Raw genomic sequence first — 17775 nt, 5'->3', positions numbered from 1 at the left:
GGAAAAAAATCATGCTACCCATTTCTTTCATCGAAATTCAAAACCAAATCTTAGGTGCTGTTGTAGGGATTAATGGAACGCCATTTAGCCTAAATTACAGTAGCGATCGCACTCCAGGCCGTCAAGCAGCCTATACCCGCACAATTCCTGTTAGCGGTTCCCATGTTGCGGGTGAATTAGAACGAATTGAGATAGAAATTGACATTGCTGGTCAACATTTTATCAAAACTTTTCCGCCAGAACCTAATCAAAGTTACACCTTTATCTGGGATGGAAAAGATATCGAAGGTCGTCTATTATCTGGGAAGCAACCTGTCAGGATTTGCACTACTTATATCTATCCCAACCCGGAACATAATCAACGGAAAGAAGGAACGAGTACCCTGGGAACTTGGAATGCGATCGCTCAAGGTTTAGGCGGTTGGACTTTGAACGTTCATCACGCTTATGATCTAGCAGGAAAAACTCTATATTTTGGCAATGGTCAACGACGTAAAGCAGATGCAGCATCTATTTTTGACGACATCGCTATTCCCAGTGAAGGTGGCGGTCAACTCTACATATTCGACAACACAGGCCGCCATCTCCGCACCATTAGCACGCTAACTAAAGCGTTAATCTATGGCTTTGAATACGATGATAATGGCTATTTAAAAGCTATTACTGATGGTGACAACAACATCACCCAAATTGAGCGCAATTCCGATGGTCTTCCCATTGCTATTATTGCCCCTTATGGTCAGCGTACCAACTTTAATCTCAATGCTGATGGCTATTTAGAAAGTGTCACTAATCCTGCCAATAAAACCAGCAAATTTAGCTATATTCATGAGGGATTGCTAAGTAGCTTCACTGACCCCAAAGGGAATATTTATCAGTTTGAATACGATGAATTAGGACGTTTACACAGCCGTCAAGAACCTGATGGCAACTTCGATTTACTGGCACGCAAACGCACTGAAAGTGGCTTTTTAGTTGCTAAAATTACCGCTACAGGACGCGAATCTACCTATTTAACTGAGCGCTTATCTACAGGTGAGGAACGTCAGGTTAATAAAGGTTGTGGCGGTACAGGCGCGATTATTGCGCTAACTGGCAAAGATGGTACAGAAACCATTACTTATCCTGATGGCAGCACTTTCATCCAAGAACAACAACCCGATCCGCGTTTTGGCAAACAAGCATCTTTGTTAAAGCGAACTGTCCTGAAAACACCTGGCGGATTGACAGCAAATTTATCATTAACGCGAGATTGCAATCTTGCCGATCCTAACGACCCCTTGAGTTTAATTTCTCTCACCGATACGGTAGATTTTAACGGACGTAAATCGACTACTACTTTTGATGCAAAAAACAAGCAAATTATCTACCAATCTCCAGCAGGACGGCGCAGCATTCTAAATTTAGATGAAGGAGGAAGGGTGATTAAAACTGAGACTGCTGGCTTAGAATCTGTCAGTTTTAATTACGATAATCGGGGGCGTTTAATTAGTGCCATGCAAGGTAATCAAACGATTCTTAATTACAGCTACGATGAGCAAGGTCGCCTCAGCAGTCTTGGCAATGCGGAGGGGAATCAAGTTCAGTACACCTACGATGAAGTTGGGCGAATTATTCAGACGACTTTACCCAGTGGCAGAACTTACAATTTTGCTTACGATGCTAATAGCAACTTGACTCAGATTATCGTGCCAAATGGTGCGGTGCATTGCCTGAACTATACGCCAGGAAATTTAGAAGCTGGTTATGTACCGCCTGCGATCCCCCCCAACCCCCCCTTAGCAAGGGGGGGCTATGAAGAAAATTCCTCTAACTCTAACTCCCCCCTTAGCAAGGGGGGCGGGGGGGGTTATTCCAGCACCTACGACTCCGAACAACAACTGACAAATTCTACCCTTCCCAGTGGTCGAACTGTCCAAGGAATTTACAATCAATCTGGCGATTTAGAACGGGCAACCTACCCAGAAGCAACGGTAGATGTCACCTACGAAAAAGAGTCGAAACGGGTGACAAAACTCGTCCGCACTCCCGCAAATGGCGAGACTCCCCAAGAAATGACCTTTACTTATGACGGCGGTTTAGTGACTGAAATGGCGTGGAATGGCGTTGCAAATGGGACTTACCGCTATCGTTACGATAATAATTTTTCCCTAGTCGGGATGCAGTTAGATGACGAACCGGAAATCGAAATGAAACGAGATGCGGACGGGTTGCTGACCCAATACGGTCAATTTCAAGTAGTAAGAAATCAGGCAACTGGTGCGCCGACTCAGATTACTGATGGCAAGATGAATGTTGACATTGAGTACGATAATTCCGGTCGCGTCATTTCTCGGAAAAATCTGGTTAACGGGCGAGTCATCTATCAATTACAGCTTAGTTATGACCTACTCAGTCGCATTGTCCAGAAGCGGGAAACGGTGACGGGTACAATCCATGTTTACGATTACACTTACGATCTTGATGGTCAATTGATTTTAGTTAAGCGTGACGGTGAAATAGTCGAGCGTTATGTCTATGATGACAACGGCAACCGGACTGAGTGGCAGTTAGGAACCCAACAGCATACCGCCAGTTATGATGCTCAAGATCGTTTGATTGAGTTGGATGGAACGCCTTACGAATTTGATGCGGATGGTTTCTTAATGCAGCGTGGTGATATGACGCTCAAGTACAGTGCGACTGGGGAATTGTTAGAGGTGAGTTGGCCTGATGGTAAGGCAATTAACTATACCTACGATAGTATGAATCGGCGGGTGGCGCGGACTGATGAAAAGGGGACAGTGCAGTATCTTTATGGGAATCCAAATCATCCGTTTCAGGTGACGGCAGTGCGCGATAATTCGGGAAAGTTGAGTGTTTATGAATATGATGATTTTGGTTTTTTGATAGTTATTCGGCGTGGTGATAGTTGGTATGGTGTTACTACGGATCAATTAGGGACACCGCGAGTAGTTTTTGATAAGAGCGATCGAGTTGTTAAGGTTCTCAAATTTGACAGTTTTGGTCAAGTTATTGGTGATAGTAACCCAGAGTTTGAATTGCCTATTAGCTTTGCTGGTGGGTTGATGGAAACTGATACAAAGTTAGTGCGTTTTGGTTTCAGAGATTATGATTTTATGGCGGGTAAGTGGACAGTAAGAGATCCAATTGGTTTTGATAGTGGGGATACAAATCTTTCTCGGTATGTTGCCAATGATCCAGTTAATTTAATAGATCCAACAGGGCTAAACGAAGAATTCACAATGTTCAAAGATTTTTTGATGGGAACTGGACCTAGTAGCCGGGAGAGACGAGTATTTGGCCCGAATACCCCTCAAGCAAAAAATATGCAAAATGCCCTAAAAGTTAACAAAGCACGAGATATGTTTTACAAGAAAAATGCTAAGTGTTTACGAAATGGTGAATCTTTGGAACCACTGACAGATTTTGCTGGTGGTTTTGGTCTGATAGAGTTTGGTTTGGCTACTCTACAAGCAGATATTACCGAGCATTTTATAGGAAGTTTTGATCATCTTAATATTACGCCAAATAATGATGGCACAATTAGATTCAGTTTGCAAAACTCAACTACCATGAACTCATTCTTGCGATATATGTATAATTCTGAGGGTAATAATTCACTGAATTATAATGATCCACCAGGTAAAAGACTTCCTGGTAGCAATATATATCAGAGAATTTGGTGGGATGAGCCTATCAATGAAAATCTGATACCGAAGCCAAGTTTGTCAGAACAATGGGCGCAAACCAAGAGTGATGCTCAGAACTGGTTGAATGAACAAAAAATGAAGGGATTGGGGTTGTCACCCGATCCTTAACAGCAACTTTTTCGGCATCATAAATACCTCTTAGCCCTTATTCTCTGAAAACATTGTATGGCTGCATTGAACAACCTTTCGCATTCTAATGTCACTTCTGACACATTTCCTGAATCTCTCAACGAACAACCACAAGGTAAAAAAATCACCTACACCTACGACAGCATGAACAGTCGGGTTGCTCGTACCGATGAAAAAGGCACAACCCAATACCTCTACGGCAACCCCAACCATCCCTTTCAACTCACCGCCGTGCGTTCACCATCAGGCAGTTTAAGCCGCTATCACTATGATGATTTTGGCTTACTCTTTGCCCTAGAACGGGATAACAACTGGTATTACATCACCACCGACCAACTCGGCACGCCGCGAGTCGTCTGCGATACCAATGGTGAACTCGTCAAAGTTCTGGAATACGACAGCTTTGGTCAAGTTATTGTTGATAGTAATCCAGAGTTTGAACTGCATATTAGTTTTGCCGGGGGGTTGATAGATGTGGATACGGAGTTAGTGCGGTTTGGGTTTAGGGATTATGATGCAGTTGCGGGGAAATGGACGGCGAAAGATCCGATTGGTTTCGCTGCCCAAAACGGCAATTTATACCAGTACGTCAATAACAATACAATCAACTATAAAGATCCATTAGGGCTTTATCCAGATTGGGTTGTAAACGTAGCCAGCGCCATTATTAATCCTTTCGCCAGTCTCGCCAGTGGATTTGCCCCTTGGTGCGGCATCGGGGATAGCAGAGACGCTACTCAACTCAGTGATGGTAAGAAATGTCTGATACCTATACCTAAAAACGCACAAGACCAAGCCTGTATTAACCATGATTTTGCGCTAAAAAGTTTAGGTAAATTATTTTGGCAAGTGTGGGATGCCGATGTTTCTCAAGCTCATTGGGAATTAGCTAAAGAATCTACTGCACCTTTGATGAAATTTTTATTTACTCTTTTATCTTTGCCCGGTTTACCTGCAAGATTATTAAATCCATGAGGTCAGAAACCGTGTTTCTGCGATAAATTTTGCATCCCACCGAAATATTTAGGAAGAAACCCGGTTTCTCGATCCATGCGATCGCCCTTAGCAAAAAATTCAACAAACAGAAACTTTTGCGATCGCCCTTTCCCAAAACCACACGCATCCTCTGTTTCTGTAAGTTAAACGGAGTGCGATCGCTCCTTTCCCACTTTCACAAAACTAGATCAATTGTAGTAGGATAAAGGCTAACTAAATTTAGGGTAATAGCTCATGCCCCAGATTCTCAGAGCCACATACCGTAATGGCACATTCATCTTAAATAATCCCTGCGATCTGACTGAAGGTACAGAAGTGGAATTATTAATCCAATCATCTTATATAACAACAGTCCCTCGGCGTATTGGTTGGGATGAAAAACTTGCGATCATGGCACAAAAAAAAGATGACCAGCTACTTGATGGTGTTAGCACTACCAATTGGGAAATTGAAGAATGGCAATGGTAGTGAATCGGTTCGACGTTTTTTTAGTTAATCTCGATCCCACTGTTGGCAGTGAAATTCAGAAAACTCGACCTTGTGTAGTAATTTCTCCTAATGAGATGAATCATCATATTGCTAAAGTCATCGTGGCACCGATGACCACTAAAGGTCAACCTTACCCAACCAGAGTTACTTGTCAGTTTCAAGGGAAAGAAGGACAAATAGTTCTCGACCAAATTAGAACAGTCGATCGAACTAGATTAGTCAAACAGCTAGGACAAATTAGCCTAGATGAACAGCAAGCTGTTTTAAAGATTTTAGCCGAAATGTTTGCTGAGTAGCTCAGCAAACAGACTTTCTCTAAGAAACCGGGTTTCTAAGGGCTGTGTGTGGTAGCTGTAAAAAAGGAGTCTTGTCTTAGTGACGATCGCATATTGACTATTGTCCGCCAAAAATAACAAGCGATCGCCCTTGGCACGCCGCGAATCGTCTGCGATGCCAATGGTTATGTAGGGGCAAATGGCAATTTGCCCTCTTATACTTTAGACATTATGCGAGTGGTACATGGTTCACGCAATTCAAAAACATCACACAAACCTGTCATAATTACGGTTACAATCTTGGATCATCCCCTACCCCCTGAATATATCAAAACCCTGGCCATCGCTCGTGGTGTCTCCCAAGCTGAACTGGAGGCGCTACAGTTGGCTGTGGCCGGTTACTCAACGGCTGAAATCGCCCAACAGTTAGAACTGAGTGCGATCGCCGTTCGTAAGCGACTGGGCGAAGTTTATCGCAAATTCAATATTAAAGGCAATGGCCCTGGAAAGTTAGCCCAGTTGAAACACCAACTGATCCTAGAATTTCAATCTACGGTCACCGTCCCTTCATATCAAAGCCAACCCTATCCAGCTTCTAAAATTGACTGGGAACACGCCCCCGACCTCGGTGAATCTTTGGGACGCACGGGCGAGTTAGAACAGTTACAACAGTGGGTAATTAGCGATCGCAACCGTTTAGTTGCGATTGTCGGAATGGCGCAAATTGGCAAAACGGCACTGACAATTAAATTAATCCAACAAATTCACCCTGACTTTGATCTCGTAATTTGGCGTTGTCTGCGTTATGCTCCCCCCTTCGATCAAATTTTGACCGATTTAATTCAAACTCTCTCCGGTGATCAAACCTCCGTTGAAACAGGTGTCAATGGCATTTTTCAATTGATTGAATGTTTTCGCAAACGTCGGTGTTTAATCGTGTTTGATGAAATCGAAAACCTATTTGAAAAAGGACAATTGGCGGGAACTTACCAAGATGATGCTCAAGAATATGGTGAACTATTCCGACAAGTTAGTGAACTCGCTCATTCGAGTTGTTTAATCTTATTAAGTCAAGAAGAACCTCCAGAAATATCACTTCAAGCTGGAATAAATCAGCCTGTAAAAGTTTTACCATTGCCGGGGTTATTAGAAGAAGATGGAAAACAATTAGTTTGTGGGATTCTACCAAATTCTATCTCACAAGAGCAGAAAATTATTCAATTAGTTCAATCCTGTGATGGTCACCCCTTACTATTACGATTAGTAGCCCAAAAAGTTCAAGAGTTATTTAACGAAAATTTAGAAGAATTTTTTGAGTATAATCAACTTTTATTCGGTAATTTTGATAGTTTAGCTTGGTTAGGTAGACATCTCGATCTGGTTTTTTATGATCAATTTGAACGACTATCTGCCGACGAATACCAAGTATTAAATGGGTTAGCACTTTTGTCGAAAAATCCCTCTGCCGAGGAACTACAATCTCAAATTAAAAGTATTAGCGATCCCAATAAATTCTTAACAATTTGGGCATCTTTAGAAAGACGTTCCTTCTTACAAAAAACCTCTGAATCAGGAAAATCAAAAAATACTCTTAATCCTCTTGTTAAGCAATATATAAAGCAAAAAGTTAGAACAAAAATTCATGAATTATTTGCAGACAATCAAGATTATTCTCAACAAAAATCAACTATTTTACAAGCATTTGGCTTACAAAATATTGAGATTAAATCTTACAAAAATAATGGATTTGAACCGCGCGAAAAAGCTGGAAGGTTTTTAAATCAAATTGGATATGAGCAATATATGAAAGGAGAGTTTTTCAGTGCAAAACTGTCTTTAACCTGGGCAATTGAATTACATCCAAATTTAGCGAGTGCTCACTTTAATTTAGGGGCAACTTATGAAAAACTACAGGATATTGATTCGGCTCAAATTCATTATGAACGAGCAATAGAATTTTCCCTAAAAGTTCAATATTCAGCAATTAATAATTTAGCCCGTTTACAAATAAAAAAAGGCAATTATCAAACTGCTATTGAACTCATTGAACCCATTTTATTAAGAGTTGAGCAACCGATGGTTTTAGCCTCACTGTATAAAAATTTAGGCTGGGCTTATTATCAAAAAAACCTTTATTCTCAAGCGGAAATCCTACTTTTAAAAGCATTAGATTTAGATCACCAATCCGTTGCTGCTTATTACCTTTTAGCACAAGTTAAATCTGCTCAAGGGAATAAAAAAGAATCTTTAAAATATTGGCAAGAAGGCTTAAATTGTTCTATGGTCAAAGCCGGATTAAGTGAACCTTGGAAATGGCCAGAAATTGAACATTGGGAATTAGAAGCTCGTCGCCAGTTGCAGATTGAATCTAACTCTTAATCTTGTCTAAATTGGATTAATCATCTTTCTCCCTTTTTAAGATGGTTTAGGGGGGATCTAAGACTCAATTAAAGACCAATAAACTTTCATATTTCCGGCCTTATTTTAGGCTTGAATTCACATTAATATCTCTAATTTCGGTTGAATTTCAGCATCAAATCTAGCTGATTTTAAATCATGAATAGTATCTTCAGCATTTTGTACCCAAAATTTACGTCCAAAACTAACCACCTGATAATGGTCAGGAAATTTACCAATCACTTTAGCAACAACAGGAATATTCGCTTTTCGTTGATCACCGGATGATTGTTCTTCGAGTAAAGCACTAAGGTCTTGAAGTCGAGATAAGTTATAAACATCTTCAAGTGTTAGGTGTAAAAGTACCATGGAATTTGATTCCTCTATTTCCAAATCTTCTAATAAAAGAGCGGGAATTTTATCAATCCGAGGGAGGGTATCCGCCGATTGTAACTCATCAATAATAAGCTGAATTTTATCTTCCTGTTTGTCAGTTTTACCCGTAATTAATACTAAGTCATTTTCATGGGGAAATTCCTTAATCTCTTGATAGGTTCGAGGAAAAATAATCGCTTCCATTTGTCCAGTTAAGTCTTCAATTTGTAAAAATGCCATCCGATCACCTTTTTTAGTGGTATGTAGTTTAATAGCGGTAATTACAACAACCACTTTAACCTTAGATTTTTTACCAGTTAATTCCGATAAAGTTACTCTTTCTTCTACAGAAATCGATCTTAAGATGGATTGTAAAGGATGTTCAGAGACATAAAATCCCAATAATTCTTTTTCAAATTGGAGTTTTTCCTGAACTTTAAAATCCTCAAGTTTTGCTGGTTTTGGTGCATCTTCATGGGTGTTTTTTGTATTAGTTCCACCCCCTAAAATATCGAATATACTTTGTTGACCAACGGCTCGATCTTTGGCTTTACTTTGCGCCCAAGAAATTAATTTATCTAAATGATCAATGGCTTGGCGACGGTTGGGGTTAAGCTTATCTAAGGCGCCACATTTAATTAAGGCTTCTAAGGCGCGACTATTAACCATTTGTAGGTTAATGCGATCGCACAAATCGGGAAAACTCTTAAATTCTCCCCCCTCTTGACGGATTTCTAATAAATGTTCGATCGCACCTTCTCCCACATTTTTAATCGCAGAAAGTCCGAAAATAATACTCTGATCCGACGGGGTAAAATCCATCCCCGAAAGATTAATGTCTGGCGGGATAACCTTAATTCCCAGAGATTTTTGACAAGATTCAATATATTTTTGAATTTTATCCGTATCCCCACTATTAGCGCTTAATAAAGCCGCCATATATTCAACGGGATAATTAGCTTTTAAATAAGCGGTTTCATAGGTAACATAGGCATAGGCCATGGAATGGGATTTATTGAAGCAATACTCTGCGAATTGAACCATTTGCTCAAATAACTTTTCTGCCAATTTTTGCACGACTCCATTTTTGGTTGCACCGTCAATAAAGAGTTCCCTTTGCTTCTGCATTTCTTCTGCTTTCTTTTTACCCATACAGTTGTGGGCAATAAAATTATTGGCAATAAAATTATGAGTTTCAGGAATGCTTAAATCAAACACTTCTTCTTTGCCTATATACTCAATTCCAACAATTTCATCCCAAAAAACATCCGATTCCGCGATCGCTTTTAATTGGTCATTTTGAAATGCAATCGCAAAATTTTCCACACGATGACGAGATAGACTACGAGAGGGTGTTTTCTGGAAATTTAAACCAGAAGACATAGTACCCCTTGCCACTCCCACAGTCTGATCAATTTTATCCCATGTCATCCTAGTTGCTTTTTTTGCCTGAGCAATTAGTGTAATAACTTCCGGTGGAATTGTATGTTTTGATTGATTCCGAACTTTATCTTTGATCAATAAATAACAAAGTTCTGCTTGCTCTGTTTTATAAGAACTCAATTCAGGCTTAATTAATTCACAAAACTTGAGCATATCTTCTCGTCCGGTAATTTGGACTCGATAAGAAATGTGAGGTTGACCATTATATTTAATAGTTTTCACATTAAAGAGTGAAACAATGCCTAAACGTAGTAGTAGATGTTGAATTTGTTTGATCAAAATCGGAGAAGTTGAAGTATAGTCAGTATGACCAATGCTAGTATCAAAACTTCCATCAGTTGACCATAAAGTTCCTAAGAAAAGTTGTAATTGATTCCGAGATAATGTCAAAACCCATTCGGGAATTTCTTTCTCCCTAGAGTGAGCTCGTTTAATATGATCATCTACCCATTTATTGAAAGAAGAAACAAATCCAATACGAGCATAAGTGACGGATTTTCGCCCCGGATGTACTTGATGATCAATGGGTGCTGGTTTGCCAAAAAGTTCTTTTGCACACGCATTAAAATCATCTATTAATTCTTGATCGCTGTTACAAAAATAACTACAAGCTGGACTCTTTGTGGATAAATGACCGTCTCCAATTAAATACGCGACCAACTTGATTTGAGCATCTGATACTTTACTTTCATTCGTAATAGGGATAGTTTTGGCTAAACCCACGCGATCGCCAATTTTAAAGGATTTTAATGGTTGCCATCCTAAGACTGTATAGAAAAGATGATCGTCAGTGGCTTTAATTTGCTGATTCGTTTTCGTGGTAATTTGCCAAATATCCCGAACTCCATTCGGATGAATTTCCGTGATGGGTTGTTGAATAATTTTTTGAGTATTAAGATTGAGAGAAAAGACTTTTCTACCTAACCAATATTCAGGAGATTGTGCAATTTCTTTTAAGGAAACTAAGTTTCCGGTAGCAGCATCTAAAATTTGCGTAGATCCACTCAAACATCGGCGAAGAATATCAGCTTGACCTAAAGAATAGCCCGCTAAATCTTGAGCTAATCTCATAATTTGTTCTTGAAAACATAAAATTCCATAGGTTTCTTTTAAAATTGGCTCTAACAGGGGATGGTCATAGCTAATTTCATCTCGTCCATGCTTACGATCAATAAATTGGGGAATTAAACCTGCATCTAACGGCCCGGGACGATACAGGGCTAAAATGGAAGAAATATCATCCAAACAGGAAGGTTTGAGCTTTTTAACAATATCGATCATCCCAGAAGATTCTAACTGGAAAATACCATCTAAATCCCCTTTTTCTAGTAATTTATAAGTTTTTAGCACATCTTCAGGTAACTTTTTATGGGTTTTATAGGCATCTTGGGCTTTTCTTTCAATATCAGAAGGAAGTTTCTCGGGATCAATTTTATAGTGATGTTTTTGTTCAATATAATCAACGGCTTTTTGAATCATGGTTAAATTTTTTAAACCCAAAAAGTCCATTTTTAATAATCCAACTGCCTCTAAATCCTCCATATAATATTGAGTAATGACCGCTCCATCATTATTACGTTGTAGGGGAACAATTTCGTCTAAAGACTGTTTAGAAATTACCACACCCGCCGCATGAACTCCGAAGGTTTTATTAGTTCCTTCAATGCGAATTGCCATATCTAACCATTGTTTAACTTTAATTGTTCCAACTTCTTCCCCGGCATCATTATGAATAGCCACATCTTCATGATCATAAGCTTCTTTGAATTCCGGCGCGGGACTTTGATCGGAAATCATGACGGGCAAACGGGTGGGTTTTCCCCGAGAAACCGGAATTAATTTTGCCATTTTATCCGAATTTTTATAGGAAATTCCTAACACCCTGGCGACATCTTTTAACACTGCTTTAGAAGTCATGCGGTTAAAGGTAATAATTTGGGCTACCTTATCTTCTCCATATTTATCAGTGACATATTTAATCATTTCATCCCGCCTTTCAATGCAGAAATCCGTATCAATATCAGGCATAGATTTCCGTTCAGGATTTAAAAATCTTTCAAATAATAAACCATGATAAACCGGATCAATATTGGTGATTTTTAGGGCATAAGCTACTAATGATCCCGCGGCCGAACCTCGTCCTGGCCCAACGGCAATATTGTTATCTCTGGCAAATTTAATATAATCCCAAACCACTAAAAAGTAAGTGGAAAACCCCATCTGTTGCATCATTTTAAGCTCATATTCTAAGCGCTCTTTATAGACAGGTTTAATCTCGCTTCTAGTCTTAGCATTCATCCGTTCTAGTAACCCTTTCCAGGTAACTTCTTCTAAGTAGGTATCCGCCGTATGATCGGCAGGAATGGGATAGTCAGGGATACGAGGTTCTCCTAAAATACCCTTATAGGGTTCAACTTTATTTGCAACTTCTACGGTATTATTAATCGCTTCTTGAATGATATCATTTGGTAAGTGATCCAGAAACAATTGCGCCATTTCTTCGGCAGATTTTAAATATTCTGTGCCACTATAGCGCATCCGTTTTTCTTCACTAATTAATTTTTGGGTATTAATACAAAGTAAAGCATCATGGGCTTCCACATCATTACAAGAAATAAAATGTGAATCATTTGTAGCGACAATTTTAATATTTAGTTCTCGACTAATTTTAACAATTTCAACGTTTACCATCCGATCTTCTGGAGAACCATGATCCTGAATTTCTAAATAAAAATCCTCTCCAAATACCCTTTGATACCATTGAGCGACTTCCCTCGCCACATCATAACGTCCTTGTAAAATCGCTTGGGGAATTTCTCCTCCTAAACAAGCACTGGTAACAATTAACCCTTCGTGATATTGTTCTAATAGTTCTTTATTGATACAGGGACGTGCAAAAATGCCTTTTCCTTGAAACCCTTCCAGGTGTGAAATGGTGGTTAATTTAACTAAGTTTTTATAGCCTTGGCTATTTTTAGCTAAGACCACTTGATGATATTTTCTTCGTTTCTTATCCTGAACTTTAACATCACCATTAATCACATACATCTCATTGCCAATAATGGGTTTTATGTTTTTATTGCGGCAGGTTTTAATTAACTCAATTGCCCCATACATAACACCGTGATCGGTAACAGCGATCGCCGGCATTCCTAACTCTACTGCGCGGTCAATTAATTGGGGTAATTGAGATGCCCCATCCAGTAAACTATAATCACTATGAATATGTAAACCTACAAAAGACATGGTTGAGTTCCTTAGTTAAATTAAACTTAAAATTAATTGAGATAAAATGATTGACTTCCGTAATATTAACACAATTTGGGCTTCTGTATTAGTAGAGACTTTGGCTCAATTAGGATTAAAAACTGCTATTCTTTGCCCTGGTTCCCGTTCTACCCCTTTAACAATTGCTTTTGCTCAACATTCTAGCATTGAAACCATCCCAATTTTAGATGAACGTTCCGCTGCTTTTTTTGCTTTAGGAATTGCCAAAAAATCTGGTTTGCCGACGGTTTTGGTTTGCACTTCAGGAACCGCCGGGGCTAATTTTTATCCCGCTATTATAGAAGCTAAAGAAAGCCGAGTTCCTCTGTTAATTTTAACCGCAGATCGCCCCCCTGAATTAAGAGATTGTCATGCAGGACAAACGATTGACCAAGTTAGATTATATAATAATTATCCCAACTGGCAAGCGGAATTAAGCATCCCCAGTTTAGATTTAGGATTGTTACGTTATTTGCGACAAACCTTAATTTATGCTTGGGAGCGATCGCAATTTCCTATTTCCGGCGTTGTCCATCTTAATATTCCCTTTCGTGATCCTTTACATCCGGTTTTTCAGCCGCAAACAGAAGCATTAAAAGCCATATTTCCTGATGATTTTTTTGCTAAAATAAATCTAGCAAAAACTCAAACTTTCTCTACTTTTGATATATCTAATTATTTAAAACTATGGTATAATTATTCCCAAGGAATTATTATCGCCGGAGTAGCTCAACCTCAAAATCCAGAGGTTTATTGTCAAGCGATCGCTGATCTTTCTAAATACTTAAACTATCCCGTTTTAGCCGAGGGATTATCCCCCGTCAGGAATTATTATAACCTAAATCCCTATTTAATTTCAACCTATGATTTAATCCTGAGAAACTCAACCTTAGCAGAAAAACTAGCCCCTGAAGTTGTGATTCAAATTGGAGATTTACCCACCAGTAAAACCCTAAGAAATTGGTTAGACCAGCAACAACCGGATTATTTTATTCTTGATCCGAGTTATCATAACCTAGATGGTTTACATGGAAAAACGACCAATCTCAGAATATCAATAGAACAACTCTCAAAACAAATCAATCAAGCTAAAAATCCAGAACCAACTCATTTAAATAAATCTAAGTTATATGCTCATTCTTGGTATGAACTAGAAGCTAAATCCAGAAATGTAATCGACGAAAAACTAAATCTAATTGAATCATTAATAGAACCTAAAATTGCTTGGTTACTCTCTAAAATTCTACCTAAAAATACACCAATCTTTATTGCTAATAGTATGCCAGTAAGGGATGTAGAATTTTTTTGGTGTCCGAATAATTCAAACATTCAACCCTTTTTTAATCGAGGAGCAAATGGCATTGATGGAACCTTATCAACAGCTTTGGGAATTGCCCATCATCAGCAAAGCAGTATTTTATTAACGGGGGATTTAGCCTTACTTCATGACACAAATGGATTTTTAATCAGAAATAAATTTATCGGACATTTAACTATTATTTTAATTAATAATAATGGTGGTGGGATTTTTGAAATGTTGTCTGTTTCTCGATTTGATCCTCCCTTCGAGGAATATTTTGCCACTCCTCAAAATATTGATTTTGCAAAATTAGCAGCGACCTATAATATTGACTATGAACAAATCCAATCTTGGGAACAACTGCAACAAAAATTAAATACTCTCCCCCAAACAGGTATTAGAATATTAGAAATTCCAACTGATCGTAAAACTGATACCCAATGGCGACAACAATATTTAAAACAACTTGCAGAAGGATTAACTTTTTAGAAACCCAGTTTCTGACGTTGCCAAACTCTCCGACGTTTTTGACCCTTTGGAATTGAAGGAAAGTCATCCAGAAAGATAATTTCAGGAATCTGAGCATGAAGACGTTTAAAAAGCGATTCTAGGGATTTAAAAACACCTGCTTGAATCAGATCTTTTTTATTATTTTTGAATTTCAAAGCAACTTCTATCCGATTTAAACTTAACTGCATGACTTGATAATCCTCAATTTCATCAGAAACCATAACAATTTCTCTGCGAAGAAAATCAGGAAAAATTGTTACCCATTCACCATTACTAGACCCATGGGGTAGATAAAAAATATCATCCTGCCGCCCTTCAATATGTTCAATTGCTATTAATACTGACCCACAGGGACAAGGAGTTTTTCGTTCTACTAAAATATCATTCAGACGATAACGAATAATCGGTTGGGTTGTGCGTCTAAAATCGGTTATAATCGGCATAAATCGAGATTTGTCTGGGTCTAAATATTCTTTTTGAATAGCAACAATATCCTCATTTAAGTGTAAAGTTCCATGGTCACAGGTATAACCTAAAAATCCTTCTGTACATTGATAAACTTGATGAATAACTTGATTAAAAACCTTGCTAATATAATTCTGATCTAAAAGATCAAGAACTTCAGCAACAGAGACTATTTTTTTTGGGAATATTTTTAAAATACCTTGTTTTTGAGCGTCTGCTAACAATCGTAATAAAGAAGCAGGAGCGACTAAAATAGTGGGTTGATAATCATTTAATTGTTGAATATGATCCGTAATTAGTTCTAATAAATCAAAAAATTGAAACTGTAAACTCCGACTTTTTACCGTTTCATATAATCGACTATTTGCTCTTAGAAAAAATGCTATTTTCTCAGGAAATAATATAAAATTGGGTAATAATTTTGCTAAAATTGTTCCTGCCCAAATCCATTGTTCCTGAGAACTAACTAAAAATAATCCTCGATTTCCACTGGTTCCCGTTGATAAACCCACGGTATAACCCCGAAGATTAGGACTAAAATCTCGCGTTTTTTCGGCTTGAAAGGCAATTTCAAACGCTTCTGATGCTAAAATTTTAACGGTATTGAGTTGGTCGAAATTTTCCATCATTTTAGCTTTATCAATTATAGGAAAGTTTTGCCAATCTTGGATATCTAAACCTTGATAATACTGTTGACAAAAGGGAGATTGAGGCAAAATTATTTTTAAAAAGTTTTGAACCTGTTGATTTTGCCAGGTTAATAATTGTTCTCGACTGTTAAATTGTCTACAATATTTGGTTTGTAAATAATGTTCAAGAATTGTTAATGTACGTTTCATTTTAATAATATACCTCGTAGGCTGTGTTTTACTCACCTAGAACTCTGTTGTATTAAATAATGTTGATGGTGCGTGGACTATGCTTATGTAGCTTACAATAATTACATCTTAATTTGCGTAAATTTACGGTTTATTTTTATGATTTTATCCCCTATACTAAAATTTAGTAAGTTTGAGCGATCGCTATTGATCGATATCCCTACCCGCTTTAATTCTCCACATCACCCCCCTGTCTGCTGCTTTCCATTTACCTCTAATACAAATTATGACAAATAAACCATCATTTGACCTAGCAAAACAGGGTGATCCCCAAGAAATTGCTAAATTAATCACTTATTTAATGATAGAACAAGAGATTATTGCTTTCGCTGAACTAAAACAAGATTATCTTGAAATAACCTTAGAATCTACTCCTGTTCCGCCTCAACAAAAATCCGTTGAATTTGTTAAAGGAGTAATACAAAAATTAAACTGTCCTTATATTAAATCAGTTTTAATTCAAGGTAAAGAATTAGCACTGGAAAAACCTGTTTGGACTGAATGTATTAGTTTGGAGAAAAAAAATAAGCCTGTCAAAAACAAATCGAGCTTTAATTTTATTACCTGGTTAAAATGGCCAGCTTGGTTTCCCTATCCGAATTCTTGGTTGAGGACAATTATACTAATTATCTGGGTTATATTTATTATTAAAATAACTACATTTTGGGGAGGATTGATAGGGAGTATTACTTCAGATATCAAAACCGATCCTCGACCTTTTTTACAAGCATTAGGAATAGCATTTTTAATCTCTGGGGTAATTTATTCCTACGCGCACCACTGGATTTTTAACCGATCATTACGATATTTTTCCCCTTGGACACCCCATTATAGAAGTTTATGGGAAGGAACCTATGCTTTAATTGTCTTCTTTTTATCTATACTAATTGTTTTAGGGGTTTTAATTCCCTTTTATCCGATTCAGGATTGTTATTCTTATATAACGCAAAAACTTCAAATTCAATATTGCCGTTTTGGATCTCATCAGGAATGGGTAAAATTAGCAGGATTATTACAGATTTTGTGCATTTTGTATCTCTATCAAATTGAATATCTAATTTGTCAAAATCCCCGAATTAAGAAAAATATAATTTTAATGGGGTGTGTCGGTTTAATTACGGCGGTATCCATTCCTCTGTATTCTAAAAATATAGAAAATATTAAAAATGTAGGTTCTTGGGTTGTTTCTTATCCTACTGAATCAGGGCGAACTGAAAAGATTGAAACGGTTAATAAAACTGGGGTTTCAACTATTCTCAATCAAAATAGTGAAACCCTCACTGAAGCGAATTATTTTCGAGATGCTATTGCAACAGCAACAAAAGCTGCTAATTTAGCACAAACATCTAAATCAAAAGATGAATGGGAATTTGTAGCAACTCAATGGGAAAAAGCGATTGAAAATATGAAAGCGGTTTCGACTTCTGATATTAATTATGGTAAAGCACAACAACGGGTTATTCAGTATCAAAAAAATCTGGATTATGCTCGTTTAGCTGCTAGTCGTGCTAAATAGTAAAACTAGCTAGACAACTTCT

The 17775-nt window shown here is 37.9% G+C and carries 9 protein-coding genes; 7 read left to right on the top strand and 2 right to left on the bottom strand.

The genetic code is table 11. From position 1 onward, the window contains the following. The first annotated feature begins 11 nt into the window (after positions 1–11). The 5 genes from PL11201_RS03125 to PL11201_RS03105 all read left to right on the top strand — a co-directional run bounded on the left by PL11201_RS03125 (position 12) and on the right by PL11201_RS03105 (position 7981). Entirely contained in the window at positions 12–3821 is a 3810-nt protein-coding gene (locus tag PL11201_RS03125; RefSeq protein WP_079677136.1) for an RHS repeat domain-containing protein, read from the top strand. 57 nt (positions 3822–3878) lie between these two features. Continuing rightward, a complete protein-coding gene (locus PL11201_RS03120; protein ID WP_079677135.1) occupies positions 3879–4817 on the top strand; it encodes an RHS repeat domain-containing protein in 939 nt (312 codons plus the stop codon). 255 nt (positions 4818–5072) lie between these two features. Continuing rightward, positions 5073–5306: an antitoxin family protein gene (locus tag PL11201_RS03115; protein WP_079677134.1), complete on the top strand. Its 234-nt coding sequence runs from the start codon at positions 5073–5075 to the stop codon at positions 5304–5306. Next, the gene (locus PL11201_RS03110) at positions 5294–5623 is read left to right on the top strand and encodes a type II toxin-antitoxin system PemK/MazF family toxin (RefSeq protein ID WP_079677133.1); all 330 of its coding nucleotides are present in this window, start codon (positions 5294–5296) and stop codon (positions 5621–5623) included. Before PL11201_RS03115 ends, PL11201_RS03110 begins: the two co-directional genes overlap by 13 nt. Positions 5624–5902: 279 nt before the next feature. After that, positions 5903–7981, top strand: coding sequence for an NB-ARC domain-containing protein (locus PL11201_RS03105; RefSeq protein ID WP_159451507.1), 2079 nt, complete (start codon positions 5903–5905; stop codon positions 7979–7981). Between the two features lie 117 nt (positions 7982–8098). Here PL11201_RS03105 and dnaE read toward each other — a convergent pair whose 3' ends face one another. Next, a complete protein-coding gene (gene dnaE / locus PL11201_RS26390) occupies positions 8099–13063 on the bottom strand; it encodes a DNA polymerase III subunit alpha (protein ID WP_159451506.1) in 4965 nt (1654 codons plus the stop codon). Positions 13064–13109: 46 nt separating this feature from the next. Here dnaE and menD point away from each other — a divergent pair, with 46 nt between their 5' ends. Next, positions 13110–14873, top strand: coding sequence for a 2-succinyl-5-enolpyruvyl-6-hydroxy-3-cyclohexene-1-carboxylic-acid synthase (gene menD / locus PL11201_RS03090; protein ID WP_079677131.1), 1764 nt, complete (start codon positions 13110–13112; stop codon positions 14871–14873). Here menD and PL11201_RS03085 read toward each other — a convergent pair. Continuing rightward, the gene (locus PL11201_RS03085; RefSeq protein WP_079677130.1) at positions 14870–16198 is read right to left on the bottom strand and encodes a F390 synthetase-related protein; all 1329 of its coding nucleotides are present in this window, start codon (positions 16196–16198) and stop codon (positions 14870–14872) included. The genes menD and PL11201_RS03085 overlap by 4 nt on opposite strands. Positions 16199–16463: 265 nt before the next feature. Between PL11201_RS03085 and PL11201_RS03080 the strand changes: the two genes are divergently transcribed. Then, complete coding sequence (locus PL11201_RS03080; protein WP_079677129.1) at positions 16464–17753, top strand: hypothetical protein; 1290 nt, start codon at positions 16464–16466, stop codon at positions 17751–17753. Positions 17754–17775: the final 22 nt, after the last annotated feature.

It is taken from the genome of Planktothrix sp. PCC 11201 (assembly GCF_900009135.1).
Taxonomy (GTDB): Bacteria; Cyanobacteriota; Cyanobacteriia; order Cyanobacteriales; family Microcoleaceae; genus Planktothrix.
The sequence above is the reverse complement of the archived record's forward strand: the minus strand, read 5'-3'. Positions and strand labels throughout refer to the sequence as shown.